The sequence below is a fragment of the Streptococcus sp. C300 genome, from assembly GCF_000187645.1.
GTDB lineage: Bacteria > Bacillota > Bacilli > Lactobacillales > Streptococcaceae > Streptococcus > Streptococcus oralis_CQ.
The window spans coordinates 22,107-42,318 of the sequence record NZ_GL732470.1; the positions used below are offsets into that span (position 1 = coordinate 22,107).

A 20,212-nucleotide genomic window follows, 5' to 3' on the forward strand; every position below is an offset into this window, starting at 1 on the left:
AGAAAGGCTGTGTCTGTAATGTACATTGTTGGTTGTTCCAGCTTGGAACACTCCAAAGGTCACCACTGCTCCTTCGATTGGATTGACATTGCGGCTGACAACTGACTGTACCTGGGTCACAAAGTAACTAGCGGCCACTAAGGCGTCATTGGCTTCATGTGGAAAGGCTGCGTGTCCTCCTTTTCCTTTGAAACGAATCTTCACCTCACAAGTCCCTGCAAAGAGAGTGTGTGTATTGGTCGCAATCTGGCCGACCTTCAGATCCGGACGAACATGGAGTCCATAAAACTGGTCTGGCAACCAGTCTCCAAAAGCACCATCCTCATACATGAGCATCCCACCAGCTTCATTTTCTTCAGCAGGCTGAAATAGGAAGAGCAAATTATTCTTGGGTTGCTCCTCAAGGGCGCGTTCGAGACAGCCTAAGGCAATAGTCATATGAAAATCATGGCCACAAGCATGCATGTGACCTTGGTGCCGAGAAGCGAAAGGCAGTCCCGTTTGTTCGACAATAGGCAGGCCATCAATATCTGTCCGCCAACCAATGGTCCGCTTCGGCTGGCTTCCCTGCAAATAGACCAAAATCCCTGTCCGCCACGTACGAACTTGAACAAAGTCCTTACCCGAAGTCAATTTCTCAATCACAGCCAACAAATAAGCCTGTGTCTTGAACTCCTCCAAGCCAATCTCTGGAATCTGGTGCAAATCTCGTCGAGTCTGAATCAAATCTAACATCTATCTATCCTCCTATATAGCAGAAAGAGGCTGGAAAAAGGGTTCCGCCTCTTTTTTACTTTTACAATTACAAGGTACGAAGCGCATCCTCAAGCGCTGTTTTTTGTTGGGTTTGGGCATCAATTTCTTTGATGATACGAGCCGGAACGCCTGCTACCACTACATTTTCTGGGACATCTTGGGTAACAATAGCTCCTGCTGCAACAACTGAACCACTGCCGATTTGAACTCCTTCGATCACCACTGCATTGGCACCGATAAGAACATTGTCTCCAACACGGACTGGTTCAGCACTAGCTGGCTCAATCACACCTGCCAAAACTGCACCTGCACCAACGTGACTGTTTTTCCCAACGATAGCACGGCCACCAAGGATGGCACCCATGTCAATCATGGTTCCAGCACCGATTTCAGCACCGATATTGATAACAGCTCCCATCATGATAACAGCATTGTCACCAATTTCAACCTGGTCACGGATAATAGCACCTGGCTCGATACGAGCATTGATAGCACGCTTATCTAACAAAGGAACTGCAGAATTACGAGCATCTTGCTCGACAACATAATCTTGATTTTCTACTAAACCTTCAAGAAGCGGAGCGATATCCTTCCAATCTCCAAAAAGAACATTGCCTAGTTTGACAACAGAGCTAGGGACAGCAGTTGCGAGTTGGCCTTCAAAGGTTACTTTGACACTGGTTTTCTTTTCAGCATTGGCGATAAATTGGATAATTTCTTGAGCGTTCATTTTTGTAGCAGTCATAGGTGCCTCCTGGTTCGTTATAATGATACCTATTCTACCAAAAAAGGCTTCAAATTTGAAGCCTCAACTATCAAATAATTATCTTTGCTGGGCTTGTTTTGCTTCTTCTACAGATAAGAAAATCATCGGAACGATAATCAACACCATAGCCAAGGCCAAAAAACCATCCATAACCAATCCCAGAAAAAGAACACTTAATAAAGCTGAAGAGAGCGGTTCGCTGGCACTCACCACCGATACAACCAGCGGGGAAACGAGGGACACAGCCTTCATAGATAGGAAGAAGGCAAAAGCAGTACCAAACACGGCAATCGTCAGACAAATCAGCACGCTTACCAGATCCACTTGAAAACTTATCTGATAAATAGGGTAGAGGAAATTACTAAAGAGCCCTGCCAGAATCATCCCCCAACCAACAGTCGGAACAAATCCGTAGCGCCGTGCAAAGCGTTGGGGAAGGATAACATTAAACATGACCCCTACTGCACTGAGCAAACCTGTCACTAGAGCCAAAGGAGTCATGGATAATTGGGACAAATCCCCTTTCGTAGCCATCAAAAAAACACCTAGCATGGCAATCAAAACATAAAAAACAGCTGTAATCGAAGCCTTCTTCTGGTAAATGATTCGATTGTAAAACAGGATAAAAACTGGGCTGATAAATTGCAAAATGGTCGCCGTCGTCGCATTGGAATACTCAACGCAGAGATAGAAGAAAAACTGCACAGAAAAAATACCTAGAATAGCATAGGCTAAAAAAGGTAGATAATTTTTCTTATCACGCCAGATGTCCAACAAGCGGCTACGCAACTGAAAAGCAGATAAACCTAAAACCAAACTCCCTGCCACTAGTAAACGCATAGAAGTAATCCATCCAGAAGACACTGGATAATGAGTGAAAAAATACTCTCCTAAAATCCCACAAATCCCCCAGATTAGGCCTGAGAGTAGCGAGTATACTGTCCCCTTAACAATCTTTTTCTGATAATGATTCATATTATTATTGTAACACGAAACCAACAAAGAAAAAAGTAGCAACAAGGAGAAATTACTAACCTTGCCACTACTCTTTTTTAACGATTAAATAGACGTGAACGTCCTGATGAACCACTTTGAGTATTGCCACTCGAACTTGAACTTCCAGAGCTACTGCTTGAACTTGAGCTTGGAGGAGTCACTGCTGGAATGCTTCCTAGAATATTCTTCCATGCGTTCAGATAATCTGCATCGCTTCCTCCAATAGCAAAGCGATAGGTGGTCACTGGGGCGCCTTCTTTAGTCGCCCAGTAGCTCGTTACTGTTGATCCAGAAACTTCTATTTCTTTTCCATTGATGGAAACCTTGCCTGGTTTTTGCCCTGTAGATCGGAGAACTTGTGACTTGGTCACACTTGGATCCAGATTAAAGCGCTCATTCCCCCATATTCCAGGCTCAGCTTGTTGGATAGCATTGACCAAGTGGGCCATATAGTTGGCATTACGGTAGTGGCCTGCTCCTTTGGCTAGTGGTCGGTTATCATCGTGACCTAACCAGCCACCCAAAGTCAAGCGAGGTGTAGAAAGCATGAGCCACATATTTTCATCTTCATTGGTCGTACCAGTTTTTCCGATCCAGTCAGCACGAGCTAGGGATGGATTAATAGTCGTCAAATCCGTCTGGAAACTTGAAGTAATCCGAGACGAGATAACATCCCGAAGGAGACTTTGCATAATGGTTGCTGTCGCTTTTGAATAAACTTGGACAGGCTCATCCTTGTGCTCGTATACCAATCGGCCATCCGTTGACTCGATCTTCGCGATCATATGTTTCTTATGGTAAACTCCATTGTTGGCCAGAGTTTGATACCCGTTGGTATGCTGGGCAACTGTAACGTCAATCCCCCCACCCATCGGTAAACTTTCAATCCCATATTCTGGGATTTCGTAACCCATTTTTTCCATATATCCTTTGACATCAACACCCTTCTCTCGAAGCGTACGATACGTCCAGTAGGCTGGGATATTCCATGAGTAGTTAAGAGCTTCTCCCAATGTCATCATGCCCGTACCAGGACTATTGACATACATGATGGGATTCCCGTTTGAGAAGTTGGTAGGATAGTTTGATAAAATACTTGCACTCCCCATCAAACCTTGGTCAATAGCGATACCATAGGCCAATATAGGTTTCGTGGTTGAAGCTGGAGAACGCTTGGTATCGATAGCGTGATTGTTCTGATTTTCTTGATAATTACGACCACCAACAAATCCAAGGATAGCTCCCGTTTGGTTGTCCATGAGGACATTCCCCACCTCAGGCTGGCCTGTCGAATCATCTAGCAGATAGCCGTAGGTCGCAACCGCATTTTGCATCGCAGCATGAACATTTTTATTGATAGTTGTCGTAATTTTATATCCACCATTTTCAATTTCCTTAGCGGCTAAATCACGATAGGATTTCTGAATGGACTCATTCTTTAATTCTTGCGCAGAGACATTATCTCGTTGGACGAGGTAGTCGTACATGCGGTCAGTAGCTTCTGCCAAGGTTGCATAGTAGAGATAGTCACGCGAAGTACCACTAACACTACCGGATGGTAGGAAATCTTTCTTAAAGTCATAATCTTTGTACTTATCGTAGTCTTCCTGACTTAGAGCTCCTGTCCGATACATATTGTAGAGTACATCCTTGGCACGCTTAATCCCCAAAGCCATGTCCTCATCACTCTTCATGCTACCATCAGATTCATAAGGAGAATAACTGATTGGACTCTGTGGCAACCCTGCGATAAAGGCAGCTTGAGGTACCGTTAAATCCGAAGCATTGACCCCAAAGATTCCTTCTGCAGCCTGCTGGGCACCTGCAATATTTTGGCCTTTATGATTGCGACCAAAAGGAGCTATGTTAAGGTAGGTTGTCAAGATCTCATCCTTACCCATGGCCCGTTCTAAAGCTAGAGCATCAATAATCTCTTTGGCCTTACGAGCTAGAGTTGGAGCATCCCCCACCACTTGCTGCTTGATGACCTGCTGGGTCAAGGTCGAACCACCACTAGACGAACCTAGACCGACAAAGGTTCCCAAGGTCGCACGAATAACGGCCTTAGGCACAACTCCCTTGTGTTCATTGAAATGCTCGTCCTCTGTCGCAACAATGGCTTTCTTAAGGTTATCTGATATAGCATCTGAAGCGACTGAAGTGCGCAACAAATCACCCTCGATCGAGGCAATGGTACTGCCGTCAGAATAAGTGATTTCTGAGATGGAGGCAATATCCTTCACTTGCTTGACCAACTCTTCTGCTTGAGGGACCTGGGCCTTGTCAAATAGAGCGACTCCATAACCCATAGCCACACCAGCGCTAAACAGTCCACCGATAAAACCTAGGATAAAGAGAGTGTTAAAAACTATTTTAAACCCACTCAAAACCTTAGCAAAAATAGACCCTGCCCTTCTAACTTTGTCAGAAGAGGTCCCCTTTTTACTGGTTTTCTTATTAGCTAGTTTTTCTGCTAGTCTTTTCTTCCATTTGGCAGTTAGTTGCTGGAAAAAATGCAGCATGTTTGTTTTTAATTCATTAATTCTTTCTTTCATGAATGTCCTCGCTTTCTCTATTATACCATAAAAGGGAAACTTTCAATAAAATAGCCACTTTCTTCCCTATTCCACTAGGCTATTGTCCGAGTTTGTGATACAATAGGTAGAAACAATATTTTATAAAGGAGAAAAGACACATGCACATTTTTGATGAGCTAAAAGAGCGTGGTTTGATTTTTCAAACGACTGATGAAGAAGCTTTGCGTAAAGCCCTAGAAGAAGGTCAAGTTTCTTATTATACTGGCTACGACCCAACTGCTGACAGCCTTCACCTAGGTCACCTTGTCGCAATCTTGACCAGTCGTCGTTTGCAATTAGCAGGTCACAAACCTTATGCGCTCGTTGGCGGTGCTACAGGTCTCATCGGAGATCCGTCCTTCAAAGATGCTGAGCGTAGTCTCCAAACAAAAGACACAGTAGAGGGCTGGGTCAAGTCTATCCAAGGACAACTTTCTCGTTTTCTTGACTTTGAAAATGGCGAAAATAAGGCTGTCATGGTCAACAACTACGACTGGTTTGGCAGCATCAGCTTCATTGACTTCCTCCGTGACGTCGGAAAATACTTCACTGTCAACTACATGATGAGTAAGGAGTCTGTTAAAAAACGGATAGAGACAGGGATTTCTTACACTGAGTTTGCTTACCAAATCATGCAAGGATATGACTTCTACGTCCTTAACCAAGAGCACAACGTAACCCTACAAATCGGTGGTTCTGACCAGTGGGGAAATATGACAGCTGGTACCGAATTGCTTCGTCGTAAGGCTGACAAGACTGGTCACGTCATCACTGTCCCACTCATTACAGACGCAACTGGTAAGAAATTTGGTAAATCTGAAGGAAACGCTGTTTGGCTCAACCCTGAAAAGACTTCTCCATACGAAATGTACCAATTCTGGATGAATGTTATGGATGCCGATGCTGTTCGCTTCTTGAAAATCTTTACTTTCTTGTCACTTGATGAGATTGAAGACATCCGCAAACAGTTTGAGGCTGCGCCACACGAACGCTTGGCTCAAAAAGTCTTGGCTCGTGAAGTCGTAACACTTGTCCATGGAGAAGAAGCCTACAAAGAAGCACTTAACATCACTGAGCAACTCTTTGCAGGAAACATCAAAAATCTTTCTGTTAAAGAACTCAAACAAGGACTTCGTGGAGTGCCAAACTACCAAGTACAAGCAGACGAAAACCACAATATCGTAGAACTCCTTGTGTCATCTGGTGTTGTTAACTCAAAACGCCAAGCCCGTGAAGATGTTCAAAATGGAGCTATCTACGTCAACGGCGACCGCATTCAAGACCTTGACTATGTCTTGAGTGGTGCAGATAAGTTAGAAAACGAACTAACTGTTATCCGCCGCGGGAAGAAAAAATACTTCGTATTGACTTACTAAATTGTTCAACATTTACCTATAAACAAAGGAGTTACCCTCGAGAAAGGTAACTCCTTTTTGCTGTGAATAGTCCCCACCTATCCCTTAATAGACAGGCTACGCAGTACAATGCGTAAGGTTGTTAGATTATGTAAGATAGAGAGATTTGAAGGACTGAGCCAGTTAAACAAGCCAAAGCCAATCAAACTACTATTTACGACAACGGTATCTTGAATATTCTTCTTAATGAGTGTTTGCAAAGATGATGATAGCGAATCCAACTCTTGGAAGAAATCCAAACGATTATCTAACAATAAGATATCACTCATCTGCTTAGAAATATCTGCACTCTCATTCATCACCACACCGATATCTGATAGGGTTAGAGCCGCTGAGTCATTCAATCCATCTCCAACCATCAAAATAGTGTGACCTGCTTTCTGCAGTTCCTCTACTAACTCAAATTTCCCATCAGGTTTCAAGTCTGTATATACCTGATCAAAGGGCAAATCTTTGACTAATTCCTCTGTCCTAACCAAGGTGTCCCCTGTTGCCAGAATCAATTTTTTCCCCTGTGCCTTAAGTTTATCCAAGGCTGTTTTTGCTTCTTTTCTCAAAGGAGTATGAATGCAGAACATTCCAATCAATTCATTCTGATAAGCCAAGAATAAGAGATTGTAGTGACTCTTGTACTCTTCAATTAAAGCATTTTGTTCTGAACTGATATGAATCTGCTCATCCTGCATCAAGACATAATTCCCAATAAGAACTGGTTGGCCATCTATATGAGATTTGATCCCCTTGCTTGCGATATATTGGAGTTTCCCATGCATTTCCTCATGTTCAATCCCCTCTATCTCAGCTTGCTTGACGATGGCATTAGCAATAGGATGATAAATGTGTTCCTCAAGACAGGCACTGATTCTGAGAATATCTTCCTCACTATAGTCTCCAAAAGGTAACACCTTTTCAACTATCGGATAGCTAGTTGTGATTGTTCCCGTCTTATCAAACAAGAAAGTATCAACTTCCAGATATTTCTCCAAAACATCTCCATCCTTAATCACCATTTCACGGTTCAACCCCTCCTTGATAGCTGTCAAATAAGCTACAGGAGTAGAGATTTTCAAAGCGCAGGAGAAATCGACTAATAGGAAAGAAATAGCCTTAGAAAAAGAACCTGTTAATAGGTAAGTTAGCCCAGCCCCCAAGAAATTATATTTGACGACCTTATCCGCCATCTTGATGAAATAGCGTTGTTTCGTTTTCTTGTTTTCTTCAGATTTCTTCATTAACTCAATCAGTTGTAAAATCCGGCTGTTCATCTGATTATCGGTTACACGAATGCGTAACTCTCCAGTTTCTAATACTGTATTTGCACAAACCAAATCAGACTCTCTTTTTTCAACTGGAAAACTCTCTCCCGTCAAGGAACTTTCGTTGACCATACCTAAACCTGAAACTACTTGTCCATCAAACAGAATTTCATTTCCTTGAGATAGGACCAAGACATCTCCTATTTGAACATCGGAACTCTTGATACTAACAACCGTATCGCCCTGTACTAAGAATACGTCGCTCTCTTTTGCAAGAAGGCTTTGTTCTAAATCTGTTGCAGTTTTTTTCAAAGACCACTGATCTAAATGATTCCCCAAATCAAGCATAAACATGATATTGCTAGCTGTCTTGGATTGGTTCATAAACAAGGACAATAAAATCGCCGAACAGTCCAAGACTTCCATCGTTAGTTCCTTACGCGCTAGTGTTTGATAGGCTTCTCTAATATAACCCAAAGCCTGATAACAAGTCCATATATAGCGAATAGGATACGGCACAAAACTACGAAAAAGTACACGCTTAATCGCTGCACCTGAAACAATAGAATAAGCACTCTCTTCTCTACGAATGGGAAGAGTCATCAACTCAGAAACTTTCCCTTTATCAATTCTTTTTAAAAAGGCTTCTGCATTATCTAATACAGAAAAGCCTTCTTTTATGCGTAGAGTAAAGTGCTGTTGATCCATGTAAAACTGGATAGACTCAATCCCCTTTTCATCTCTCGCCAAGGAACGAAGATAGTCTTGAATATCCAAGGTGAGTGAAAAAGAAGATGATAGTCGGATATGTTGGTATCCTCTATGTAGCACTTTAAAAGACATATTATTCTCCTATAAGGCTATCTAATTGCTCTTCTTTTTTCTCTTGCTCGTACAAATATTTGGCATCTTGCAAGACATCGTCTCCATGTTGTTTCACAACAGAAACAGATGCATCTAGCCCGTCTTTCAACTTGTAAGCCTTAGCCAAAGCTTTAGAATAACCTTTTTTAGCTTCCTTACTTGCCAAGATTTTCAAACCAAGGGTACCAAATGCGACACCACCCAAAAAGAGTGATGATTTTTTCGCAACTTTTGCAACGGTTAATACTTCTTTTAACATACTTATTTCCTCCTTATCATTATTATATAGAAATTTAGATATAAAAGCAATTTTATTCTATAAATTGGAGAATTAGTTTTATTTCTACTGAATCTCCCATCTACTTATTTCTAAAGTTGCTTTCATTTGCCTCTTTTGATACACTTAAACTATGAATACAAACCTCAAACCCAAACTTCAGCGTTTTGCTTCTGCGACTGCCTTTTCCTGCCCTATCTGCCAAGAAAATCTGGCCTTGGTAGAGTCTAGCCTCAAGTGTAGCAACCGCCATTCTTTTGATCTGGCAAAATTCGGCTATGTCAACTTGGCTCCGCAAATCAAGCAATCTGCCAACTACGACAAGGAAAACTTCCAAAACCGCCAGCAAATTCTTGAAGCTGGTTTTTATCAGGCTATTTTAGAAGGTATCTCGGACTTACTAACAACTAATCCATCCGCAAAAACAGTCTTGGATATCGGTTGTGGCGAAGGTTTCTACTCTCGCAAGCTCCAAGAAAGTCACTCTGACAAAACCTTTTACGCCTTTGATATTTCAAAAGATTCCGTTCAAATCGCTGCCAAGAGCGAACCAAACTGGGCGGTCAACTGGTTTGTCGGCGACCTGGCTCGTCTTCCTATAAAAGACGCCAGCATGGATATCCTGCTTGATATCTTCTCGCCTGCCAACTATGGGGAATTCCGTCGCGTTTTATCCAAAGACGGTATTTTGATCAAGGTCATCCCAACTGAAAATCACCTCAAAGAAATCCGTCAAATGGTGCAGGACCAGCTGACAAAGAAGGATTATTCCAACCAAGATATCAAAGAACATTTCCAGGAACATTTCAGTATCCAATCTAGTCAGATTGCTTCCTTAACAAAACCTATCTCGGCTGAGCAACGCCAAGCCCTGCTTGCCATGACGCCCTTACTCTTTCACGTTGACCATACCAAGATTGACTGGAGCCAACTGACAGAGATTACCATTGAAGCAGAGATTCTAGTTGGGAAAGCACTGTAATTAAAACTTTCAGATAAGACAAAAACCCGCACCTCTTCTTGAGGTGTGGGTTTAAATCGCGATTTTTCAACTGTCTATCCGAAAAGTGGAAAAAATTTTAACCTCTCCATTTATTTTCGATTCGAAATGACAAATTTATCAATGAATAATAAGTGAAATGAGGCAAGTGTAATCCCCAAATAGCACCCATGATAAGAGATTTCTTGATGGGTAAGTGGAAAAAGAGTACGATTCCCCATCGAGAGTGATGACAAAACCACAAATAGTATCCAAAATAAATCAGTCCATTTATATTTTGAAAAATATTTTTTCCACATAAAAACACCTTCTTTCTTCACCACAATGCTATTATAATACAAATTATAAGCGGATACAAGAAATACGAGGCCATCAACTACGAAGAATCATGAGACTGAAATACAGTAAAAAGCAGTATTTCTAAAACTTCAACGTATCTATGATTTATCTCTTTTTAGACCTGATTGGCTAAAATCCACATCATTCAAAAAAGCGATTAGTATAAATTTTGTATCTTAGTTCAAGTGCCAGATATCTTCATTATACTGAGCGATTGTACGGTCAGATGAGAAGAATCCTGCTTTGGCAATGTTAACGATGACTTTATCCAACCATGCGTCACGGTTTTCGTAGTCAGCAAGCATTTGCTCTTTGACTTTGATGTAGTCTTCCAAGTCAAGGAGAGTCATGAACCAGTCTTTGTTGATCAATTCGTTGTAAAGACGTTCCAAGCGTTCTTTCTTGCCTACTGCAAGAACAGCGTCGCTGACGATGAAGTCAACCAATGGTTTGATGGCTTCACGAGCGTAGAATTCGCTTGATTTGTAAGCTGCTTTTGCGTAAAGGTCGATAACAGTTTCTGAATCTTCACCAAAGATGTAGATGTTTTCGTCGCCAACCAATTCAGCGATTTCCACGTTAGCTCCGTCCATAGTACCAAGAGTCAAAGCTCCGTTCAACATGAATTTCATGTTACCAGTACCTGAAGCTTCTTTAGAAGCAAGTGAGATTTGTTCTGAGATGTCACATGCTGGAATCAGGAAGCTTGCTGCAGTAACGTTGTAGTTTTCAACCATAACCACTTGCAAGTGTGGAGCTACTGCTGGGTCATTTGCAATGACTTCTGACAAGCAAAGGATCAAGTGGATGATGTCTTGGGCGATGGTGTAGGCAGGAGCTGCTTTACCACCAAAGAATACTGTGATTGGACGAGCAGGGATGTTACCAGCCTTGATGTCAAGGTATTTGTGGATCACATACAAAGCGTTCATTTGTTGACGTTTGTACTCGTGAAGACGTTTGATTTGGATGTCAAAGATAGAGTTTGGATTGATTTCAACACCTTGGTGCTCTTTCAAGTGACGAGCCAATTTACGTTTGTTGTGAGCCTTGATGCTTTCCAATTTTTCTTTAACAGCAGCCTTATCTTCGAATGACAAGAGTTTTTCAAGCTCATCTGCTTCATGGTGCCAACCGTGACCAAGAATCTCATCCAAGTAGTGAGACAAGCGTGGGTTAGCATGCATGAGCCAACGACGGAAAGTGATACCGTTCGTTTTGTTGTTGAATTTTTCTGGGTAAAGGTCGTAGAAGGCTTTCAACTCAGAGTTCTTCAAGATTTCAGTGTGGAGTGCTGCTACCCCGTTAACACTGTATCCGTAGTGGATATCCATGTGAGCCATGTGAACACGTCCGCTCTCGTCGATGATTTGGACAGCTGGATCTTTGTATTCTGCCTTCACACGACGGTCCAATTCTTCGATGATTGGTACCAAGTGAGGAACCACTTCTTGCAAGAATTCAAGAGGCCATTTTTCAAGGGCTTCAGCAAGGATGGTGTGGTTAGTGTAGGCAGTCATGCTACGAACGATTGAGATCGCTTCGTCAAGTTCGATACCACGTGCAGTCAAAAGACGGATCAATTCAGGAATCACCATTGATGGGTGAGTATCGTTGATTTGTACAACTGCATAGTCCGCAAGGTCATGCAAGTTGCTTCCTTTTTCGATTGCTTCGTCGATGATCAATTGTGCACCGTTTGAAACCATGAAGTATTGTTGGAAGATACGGAGCAATTCACCTTGCTTGTCGCTGTCGTCTGGGTAAAGGAAGAGTGTCAAGTTGCGAGCGATATCTGTCTTGTCAAAGTTGATACCATCTTCGATGATAGAAGAATCAACTGAATCCAAGTCAAACAAACGCAAGCGGTTTTTAGTAGCTGTCTTGTAACCAGGTACATCGATATCGTAAAGAGTAGATGTCAATGTGAAGTGTGCGAATGGCACTTGGTAGCTACGGCTTGAGCGAACCAACCAGTTTTGCTCTGTCAACCAAGCATTTGGAATTGTTTCTTGTTGGTTATTTTTAAGAACTTGTTGGAAAAGACCGAAGTGGTAGTTCAAACCAACACCGTCACCATTCAAACCAAGTGTAGCGATTGAGTCGATAAAGCAGGCAGCCAAACGTCCCAAACCACCGTTACCAAGTGATGGTTCCAATTCTACTTCTTCGATTTCGATTAACTCTTTACCTGCAGCTGCAAGTTCTTTTTTCACATCGTCATAAAGACCAAGGTTAATCAAGTTGTTTGATAAGAGTTTACCAATCAAGAACTCAGCTGAGATGTAGTAAACTTTTTTCTTACCAGTGTTGACTGGTTTTTGACTGCTAGCAAGCTTGCTGTAGTTGAGAAGAGCAAGGTAAAGCTCTTCATTGCTACATTCTGCAATGGTTTTATTGTAACGCTTTTGTACAAATTCTTTTAATGGTAACATTTTTGTGTCTCCTGATATTGTCTTATTTCTTTAATTCTACCAAATTTTCATTAATTCGGCGATAAATTGTAGTCAAGTCAAGCAAAGTTTCTTCAACAGCTGGTGTGAGTTGGTCTGCTGTCATACGCCATGACCAATTTCCGCCAAGAGTAGATGGGAAGTTCATGCGAGCCGCCTCATCTAGTTCTAGCAAATCTTGCATAGTTGCAATTGCCATGAAGCTAACAGATGAAAATACTGTGCGAAGCATTGCGTGTGGCACTGTTTCGTACTCTTTACGGTTCGTGTAGCGCGCCATGTACTCGCGAGTTGGATCGTCGATCTCATTACGGTACCAACCAAGGACCGTATTGTTATCATGTGTTCCTGTGTACATAACTGAGTTAGCTGGTGCCAAGTGTGGGCTATCGATACTTTCGTCTTCTGGATTGAAGGCAAATTGAAGAATCTTCATTCCTGGGAATCCAGTGCGTTCACGCAACTCGATGACTTCATCTGTCATGAAACCAAGGTCTTCTGCGATGATGTTTAGCTCACCAAGCTCTTCCTTAACGGCTGCGAAGAGTTTGTAGCCTGGACCTTTCACCCATTTACCAGGTGCCGCTGTATCGGAACCAGCAGGAATTTCCCAGTAAGATTCGAAACCACGGAAGTGGTCGATACGAACGATATCGTAGATTTTGAAGCTTTCGCGCAAGCGTTCAACCCACCATTTGTAACCGTCTTTGTCCATTGCTTCCCAGTCATAGATTGGGTTTCCCCAAAGCTGACCAGTGGCAGAAAACTCATCTGGTGGGCATCCTGCGATGCAAGTTGCTTTACCAGTGGCATCTGTCTTGAAGAGATGTGGATTTGCCCACATGTCGCTTGAATCTTCCGCAACGTAGATAGGCATGTCTCCAACAATTTCGATGTGGTTGTCGTTAGCGTAGGCTTTCAATTTCAACCATTGTTGGAAGAAGAAGTATTGAGTCACACGGTGGTAAACCAACTTGTCTGCCAATTTCTCACGGTAGCTTTCAAGTGCTGAAGCTTTACGCGCACGAGCATCTGCGTCTGGCCATTCTGTCCAAGCAAGATTGTCAAAATGCTCTTTGATAGCCATATACTCTGCGAAGAGTTCGAGCCAAGATTGGTTATCTTGAGCAAACTTATCAAAATCTTTGACATCACCCACTTCCAAGAAGCGTTTAACTGCTTTTTCTAAAAGTGGACGACGTGCGTAATAAATCTTCGCATAGTCAACTTCAGATGCATCGCTACCAAAGTCAACACCTTTAAGATCACTGGTTTCGAGCAAGCCTTGCTCTACCAAGATATCAAGGTCGATAAAATGCGTATTCCCAGCAAAGGCTGAGAATGATTGGTATGGAGAATCTCCATAGCTTGTTGTCCCAAGAGGGAGGATTTGCCAGTAACGTTGCTTCGTACGAACCAAGAAATCAACGAAATCATAGGCAGTCTGCCCAAATGATCCAATCCCGTATTCTCCTGGCAGAGAAGAGATGTGCATCAACACACCACTTTGACGTTTTTTCATAATAGCACCTCATGTGTTTGTTATAAAACGTTGCGCAATTAAGGCGCAAACGTTTGCGTTAATTTAAGTATAACGCATTTCAAAAACAAATGCAAGCGTTTTTAAAAAATTTTTTTGAATTATTTTAATCAAACAAAACTTGTTGCCACTGATATTTTATGAAATGAGCGAAAAAATTTTAAAGATTTTCTGATTTAAGATATTTCATTCCCAATATCTGCTTTATTTTCTGAAAAACCGAGCCAAATTTACGCAATCGTTTTCCTAATATATTTTCAATTCAAAAAAAATAAATATTTTAAGTTCTTTCCTATATATGGGCTTTAACAAATGTTTGAAACCTTAAAATTTTTTTAAAAAACTTTTTAAAAAAGCTTGCAACCGTTTTCTATTTGTGCTATACTAGGCTCATAAAAGAAAACGTTTGCGTTTTCTAAATAAATTATACTGTTATTCTTTAGGAGGAATACACTATGTCATCTAAATTCATGAAGAGCGCTGCTGTGCTCGGAACTGCTACTCTCGCTAGCTTGCTCTTGGTAGCTTGCGGAAGCAAATCTGCTGACAAAGCAGCTGATACTAGCTCTTCAGAAGCACAAGAAATCACTTTCTACGTTGAAGACCAATATAAAGCCTTCGCTGAATCAGCTGCAAAAGCTTACGAAAAAGAATCTGGCGTAAAAGTTACGATCAAAACAGGAGACCAAATGGGTGGTCTTGATAACCTTTCACTTGACAACCAATCTGGTAAAGCTCCTGATGTTATGATGGCTCCATACGACCGTGTAGGTAGCCTTGGTACTGACGGACAACTTTCAGAAGTAACTCTTAGTGATGGTGCGAAAACAGACGATACTACTAAATCTCTTGTAACTGTTGGTGGTAAAGTCTATGGTGCTCCAGCCGTTATCGAGTCTCTCGTAATGTACTACAACAAAGACTTGCTAAAAGAAGCTCCAAAAACTTTTGCTGATTTGGAAAACCTTGCTAAAGATAGCAAATATGCCTTCGCTGGTGAAGATGGCAAAACTACTGCCTTCCTAGCTGACTGGACAAACTTCTACTACGCATACGGACTCCTTGCTGGTAACGGTGGTTATGTATTCGGTCAAAATGGTAAAGATCCTAAAGATATAGGTCTTGCAAACGACGGAGCAATCAAAGGTATCGAATACGCTAAATCTTGGTACGAAAAATGGCCTAAAGGTATGCAAGATACTGAAGGTGCTGGTAACTTGATTCAAACTCAATTCCAAGAAGGTAAAACAGCTGCTATCATCGATGGCCCTTGGAAAGCTCAATCCTTTAAAGATGCTAAAGTAAACTACGGTGTTGCGACTATCCCAACTCTTCCAAACGGTAAAGATTACGCAGCATTCGGTGGTGGTAAAGCTTGGATCATCCCATCAAGCACTAAGAACCTTGAAGGCGCTCAAAAATTTGTAGACTTCCTAGTTTCAACTGAACAACAAAAAGCATTCTACGATGCAACGAACGAAATCCCAGCTAACACTGAGGCTCGTACTTATGCTGAAGGCAAAAACGATGAGTTGACTACAGCTGTTATCAAACAGTTCAAGAACGCTCAACCAATGCCAAACATCTCACAAATGTCAACAGTTTGGGATCCAGCGAAAACTATGCTCTTTGATGCTGTAAGTGGTAAGAAAGATGCGAAAACAGCTGCTAACGATGCTGTAACATTGATCAAGGAAACAATCCAACAAAAATTTGGTAACTAATTGAATTGTTCAAGGGGGGTGGAAGCAAAATCCCCCTTTGAATTTATAGATATGCTTCTTATCAGATGTACGTATCTTACGATTGAATCCGAGTTTAAACTCGCATCCTATGAAAGGAGTAATCATGGAAAAACAACAGCCTCGCAAAGCAGCCTTGCTGTCAATCATTCCTGGTTTAGGACAAATCTATAACAAACAAAAAGCTAAAGGATTTATTTTCCTTGGTGTTACTGTTTTATTTGTTCTGTATTTTCTAACACTTGCAACCCCTGAATTGAGCAATTTGATCACACTTGGTGACAAACCTGGTCGTGACAATTCCCTTTTCATGCTGATTCGTGGTGCTTTCCATTCTATCTTTGTTGTCGTTTACTTGCTCTTTTACATCTTTAATATCAAGGATGCACATACGACTGCTAAACGTATCAACAACGGTATTCCCGTAGCTCGTACCTTCAAGGACATGATTAAAGGCATTTATGAAAATGGATTCCCATACCTTTTAATCATCCCATCGTATGTAGCGATGACATTTGCAATTATCTTCCCTGTTATCGTAACCTTGATGATTGCCTTTACCAACTACGACTTCCAACACTTGCCACCAAACAAATTGTTGGACTGGGTTGGTTTAACGAACTTCACAAACATCTGGAGTTTGAGTACCTTCCGTTCAGCCTTTGGTTCCGTTCTTTCTTGGACCATTATCTGGGCTCTATCTGCTTCTACTTTGCAGATTGTCATTGGTATCTTTACAGCAATCATTGCCAACCAACCATTTATCAAAGGAAAACGTATCTTTGGTGTTATTTTCCTTCTTCCTTGGGCAGTTCCAGCCTTCATCACTATCTTGACATTCTCAAACATGTTTAATGATAGTGTTGGTGCTATCAACACCCAAGTCTTGCCTCTTTTGTCTAAGGTCCTTCCTTTCCTAGATGGGGCTCTTATCCCTTGGAAAACCGATCCGACTTGGACTAAGATTGCCTTGATTATGATGCAAGGTTGGCTAGGTTTCCCATACATCTACGTTTTGACCTTGGGTATCTTGCAGTCTATTCCTAACGACCTCTACGAAGCGGCTTACATCGATGGTGCCAATGCTTGGCAAAAATTCCGCAACATCACTTTCCCAATGATCTTGGCTGTTGCAGCTCCAACATTGATTAGCCAATACACCTTCAACTTTAACAACTTCTCTATCATGTACCTCTTCAATGGTGGAGGACCTGGTAGTGTTGGTGGTGGAGCCGGTTCAACTGATATCTTGATTTCATGGATTTACCGTTTGACAACAGGTACAGCCCCACAATACTCTATGGCGGCAGCTGTTACTTTGATTATCTCCATCATTGTCATCTCTATCTCTATGATTGCATTCAAGAAACTACACGCATTTGATATGGAGGACGTCTAAGATGAATAACTCAATCAAACTCAAACGTAGACTGACTCAAACCCTCACTTACCTCTACTTGATTGGCTTATCAATCGTCATTATTTATCCACTTTTGATTACCATTATGTCAGCCTTCAAGTCTGGTAACGTCGTAGCCTTTAAACTAGATGGTAACGTCGATTTTAGTTTTGATAACTTTAAAGGACTCTTCACTGAAACCTTGTACGGCACTTGGTATCTCAATACCTTGATCATCGCCTTGATTACCATGGCTGTCCAAACCAGCATCATCGTACTTGCTGGTTATGCCTACAGCCGATACAACTTCTTGGCTCGAAAACAAAGTTTGGTCTTCTTCTTGATCATCCAAATGGTGCCAACTATGGCTGCTTTGACCGCCTTCTTCGTTATGGCACTTATGTTGAACGCCCTTAACCATAGCTGGTTCCTCATCTTCCTCTATGTCGGTGGTGGTATCCCTATGAACGCTTGGTTGATGAAAGGTTACTTTGATACCGTACCAATGTCTCTTGATGAATCAGCAAAACTTGATGGTGCAGGACACTTCCGTCGCTTCTGGCAAATCGTCCTCCCTCTTGTTCGCCCAATGGTTGCGGTACAAGCCCTCTGGGCCTTCATGGGACCTTTCGGAGACTATATCCTCTCTAGTTTCTTGCTTCGTGAGAAAGAATACTTTACAGTTGCCGTTGGTCTCCAAACCTTCGTTAGCAATGTGAAGAACTTGAAGATTGCCTACTTCTCAGCAGGTGCTATCCTCATCGCCCTTCCAATCTGTATTCTCTTCTTCTTCTTACAAAAGAACTTTGTTTCAGGACTTACAAGTGGTGGCGACAAGGGATAATCTATCCCCGCCACCCTTTTTTCATTTTGGAGCTTGTTGCTAAAGCTACAAGATTGGACACCCTTCTACAAATCTTATTGAAACCCTCTTTCAATACATAATTGATTTCCTAGACTTGAAATAAAGCACATTTCTCTATATAATAATACTCATATAGAAAACACTTTTAGAAAGATGCCTATGCTTCCATATCCATTCTCGTATTTCTCTAGTATCTGGGGATTTCGTAAGCCCCTTTCAAAACGTTTCGGCCTCAACTGGTTTCAGCTTCTCTTTACGAGCATTTTCCTCATCAGTTTGTCTATGGTTCCAATTGCCATTCAAAACAGCTCTCAGGAGACGTATCCACTGGATACCTTTATCGATAATGTCTACACTCCACTGACAGATGAAGCCATCATGGACTTGTCAGAGAATGCACAAATCATTGATGGAAAGCTGAACTACTCAGGTACGAAGAATCAGCAGCCTTCTCTTTTGATTGGCCCGAGCCAAATCAAAGAATTTCCAAAGGACTTGCAACTTCATTTTGATACGGAAGAACTCGTCATCAGTAAGGAAAGTAAGGAACTAACTCGCATTCGCTACCACGCAATTCAAACGGAGAGTTTCCAGAGTAAGGAAGATCTAACCCAGGCCATTTCTAAAGATTGGTACCAACAAAATCGGGTCTATATCAGTCTCTTTCTCGTTCTTGGTGCTAGCTTCCTCTTTGGATTGAATTTCTTCATTGTCTCTCTTGGAGCTAGTCTCCTCCTTTATATCACCAAAAAATCACGCCTCTTTTCATTTAGGACTTTTAAAGAGTGCTACCATTTTATCTTGAACTGTTTAGGATTACCCACTCTGATTACGCTTATTTTGGGACTTTTTGGCCAAAATATGACAACGCTTATCACTGTACAAAACATTCTTTTTGTTCTTTATCTGGTCACTATTTTTTACAAGACACATTACCGCGATCCAGATTATCATAAATAGGAGATTTTTATGCCCGTTACGATTAAAGATGTGGCCAAGGCTGCAGGTGTCTCACCTTCAACTGTAACCCGCGTTATTCAAAACAAATCAACGATTAGTGATGAAACCAAAAAACGAGTTCGCAAGGCTATGAAGGAACTCAACTACCATCCCAATCTCAATGCTCGTAGCTTGGTAAGTAGCTATACTCAAGTTATCGGCTTGGTGCTCCCTGACGACTCGGATGCCTTTTACCAAAATCCTTTCTTCCCATCTGTCCTTCGTGGTATCGCCCAAGTCGCGTCTGAGAACCACTACGCTATTCAGATTGCAACGGGTAAAGATGAGAAGGAGCGTCTCAATGCCATTTCTCAAATGGTCTACGGGAAACGTGTCGATGGCCTGATCTTCCTCTACGCTCAAGAAGAAGATCCACTGGTGAAACTCGTAGTGGAAGAACAGTTTCCTTTCCTCATCCTCGGAAAATCAACTTCACCCTTTATCCCTCTTGTTGATAATGACAATGTACAAGCTGGCTTTGATGCGACAGAGTATTTCATCAAAAAAGGATGCAAACGAATTGCCTTTATCGGGGGTACAAAGCGACTCTTCGTAACGCAAGATCGTCTAACTGGCTATGAGTCTGCACTCAAACAACACCAACTTCCGATGGATACCAACTTAACCTACTTTGCGACCGAATTTCTAGAAGAAAAAGGTTATCAGTTCAGTGAACTTCTGTTCAATCACGATCCGCAGATTGACGCTATCATCACAACCGATAGTCTCCTTGCAGAAGGGGTTTGTGACTACATCAGTAAGCATCAGTTAACTGTTCCTGTCTTGAGTTTCGACTCTGTCAATCCTCGACTTGACCTCGTAGCTTATGTGGATATCAATAGTCTGGAACTTGGGCGCGTTTCCTTTGAAACCATTCTCCAGATCATCAACGATGCTAAAAACAATAAACAGATTTGTTACCGCCAGTTGATTGGACACAAAATTATCGAAAAATAAAGACCAGCCCCA

General features: G+C 41.8%; 16 protein-coding genes. 7 read left to right on the forward strand and 9 right to left on the reverse strand.

The window, feature by feature from the left end; translation table 11 throughout:
• The 4 genes from HMPREF0849_RS08750 to pbp1b all read right to left on the reverse strand — a co-directional run.
• Positions 1-735 (reverse strand): amidohydrolase (locus HMPREF0849_RS08750; RefSeq protein WP_009013757.1); only part of this gene is annotated, 735 nt, incomplete at its 3' end.
• A gap of 67 nt (positions 736-802) precedes the next feature.
• Positions 803-1,501, reverse strand: coding sequence for a 2,3,4,5-tetrahydropyridine-2,6-dicarboxylate N-acetyltransferase (gene dapD, locus HMPREF0849_RS08755; protein WP_000127459.1), 699 nt, complete (start codon positions 1,499-1,501; stop codon positions 803-805).
• 78 nt (positions 1,502-1,579) lie between these two features.
• Positions 1,580-2,497, reverse strand: a complete 918-nt coding sequence (locus HMPREF0849_RS08760) for a DMT family transporter (RefSeq protein WP_009013758.1) — start codon at positions 2,495-2,497, stop codon at positions 1,580-1,582.
• A 77-nt stretch (positions 2,498-2,574) separates the two neighbouring features.
• Positions 2,575-5,073 (reverse strand): penicillin-binding protein PBP1B, encoded by a 2,499-nt coding sequence (pbp1b, locus tag HMPREF0849_RS08765; protein WP_000664447.1) that lies wholly within the window; start codon positions 5,071-5,073, stop codon positions 2,575-2,577.
• Positions 5,074-5,213: 140 nt separating this feature from the next.
• Here pbp1b and tyrS point away from each other — a divergent pair, with 140 nt between their 5' ends.
• The gene (gene tyrS, locus HMPREF0849_RS08770) at positions 5,214-6,470 is read left to right on the forward strand and encodes a tyrosine--tRNA ligase (RefSeq protein ID WP_000546908.1); all 1,257 of its coding nucleotides are present in this window, start codon (positions 5,214-5,216) and stop codon (positions 6,468-6,470) included.
• 77 nt (positions 6,471-6,547) lie between these two features.
• On the opposite strand, the gene HMPREF0849_RS08775 is transcribed toward tyrS, so the two are convergent.
• Together HMPREF0849_RS08775 and HMPREF0849_RS08780 are read right to left on the reverse strand one after the other, a co-directional pair.
• Positions 6,548-8,608 (reverse strand): heavy metal translocating P-type ATPase, encoded by a 2,061-nt coding sequence (locus HMPREF0849_RS08775; RefSeq protein ID WP_000008776.1) that lies wholly within the window; start codon positions 8,606-8,608, stop codon positions 6,548-6,550.
• 1 nt (position 8,609) lies between these two features.
• Positions 8,610-8,888, reverse strand: a complete 279-nt coding sequence (locus HMPREF0849_RS08780) for a DUF6110 family protein (protein ID WP_000910910.1) — start codon at positions 8,886-8,888, stop codon at positions 8,610-8,612.
• Between the two features lie 151 nt (positions 8,889-9,039).
• On the opposite strand from HMPREF0849_RS08780, the gene HMPREF0849_RS08785 reads away from it, so the two are divergent.
• Positions 9,040-9,888 carry a putative RNA methyltransferase gene (locus HMPREF0849_RS08785; protein ID WP_001095534.1) on the forward strand — a complete coding sequence of 283 codons (849 nt, stop codon included), beginning with the start codon at positions 9,040-9,042 and terminating at the stop codon, positions 9,886-9,888.
• A gap of 110 nt (positions 9,889-9,998) precedes the next feature.
• Here HMPREF0849_RS08785 and HMPREF0849_RS10725 read toward each other — a convergent pair whose 3' ends face one another.
• The 3 genes from HMPREF0849_RS10725 to malQ form a co-directional block, all read right to left on the reverse strand.
• Positions 9,999-10,205, reverse strand: coding sequence for a hypothetical protein (locus HMPREF0849_RS10725; protein WP_009013759.1), 207 nt, complete (start codon positions 10,203-10,205; stop codon positions 9,999-10,001).
• Positions 10,206-10,421: 216 nt separating this feature from the next.
• On the reverse strand, positions 10,422-12,680 hold the full coding sequence (gene glgP, locus HMPREF0849_RS08795; protein WP_000937132.1) for a glycogen/starch/alpha-glucan family phosphorylase: 2,259 nt from the start codon (positions 12,678-12,680) through the stop codon (positions 10,422-10,424).
• Positions 12,681-12,702: 22 nt separating this feature from the next.
• Positions 12,703-14,220, reverse strand: a complete 1,518-nt coding sequence (gene malQ / locus HMPREF0849_RS08800) for a 4-alpha-glucanotransferase (protein WP_000747324.1) — start codon at positions 14,218-14,220, stop codon at positions 12,703-12,705.
• A gap of 473 nt (positions 14,221-14,693) precedes the next feature.
• Here malQ and HMPREF0849_RS08805 point away from each other — a divergent pair, with 473 nt between their 5' ends.
• The 5 genes from HMPREF0849_RS08805 to HMPREF0849_RS08825 all read left to right on the forward strand — a co-directional run bounded on the left by HMPREF0849_RS08805 (position 14,694) and on the right by HMPREF0849_RS08825 (position 20,200).
• Complete coding sequence (locus tag HMPREF0849_RS08805) at positions 14,694-15,962, forward strand: extracellular solute-binding protein (protein WP_000095456.1); 1,269 nt, start codon at positions 14,694-14,696, stop codon at positions 15,960-15,962.
• 124 nt (positions 15,963-16,086) lie between these two features.
• Positions 16,087-17,379 (forward strand): sugar ABC transporter permease, encoded by a 1,293-nt coding sequence (locus HMPREF0849_RS08810; RefSeq protein ID WP_000414946.1) that lies wholly within the window; start codon positions 16,087-16,089, stop codon positions 17,377-17,379.
• Position 17,380: 1 nt separating this feature from the next.
• Positions 17,381-18,223 (forward strand): sugar ABC transporter permease, encoded by an 843-nt coding sequence (locus tag HMPREF0849_RS08815; protein WP_001065651.1) that lies wholly within the window; start codon positions 17,381-17,383, stop codon positions 18,221-18,223.
• Positions 18,224-18,403: 180 nt separating this feature from the next.
• Positions 18,404-19,204 carry a DUF1189 domain-containing protein gene (locus tag HMPREF0849_RS08820; RefSeq protein WP_000938239.1) on the forward strand — a complete coding sequence of 267 codons (801 nt, stop codon included), beginning with the start codon at positions 18,404-18,406 and terminating at the stop codon, positions 19,202-19,204.
• 9 nt (positions 19,205-19,213) lie between these two features.
• Positions 19,214-20,200: a LacI family DNA-binding transcriptional regulator gene (locus HMPREF0849_RS08825; RefSeq protein WP_001145435.1), complete on the forward strand. Its 987-nt coding sequence runs from the start codon at positions 19,214-19,216 to the stop codon at positions 20,198-20,200.
• The last annotated feature ends 12 nt before the right edge of the window (positions 20,201-20,212 follow it).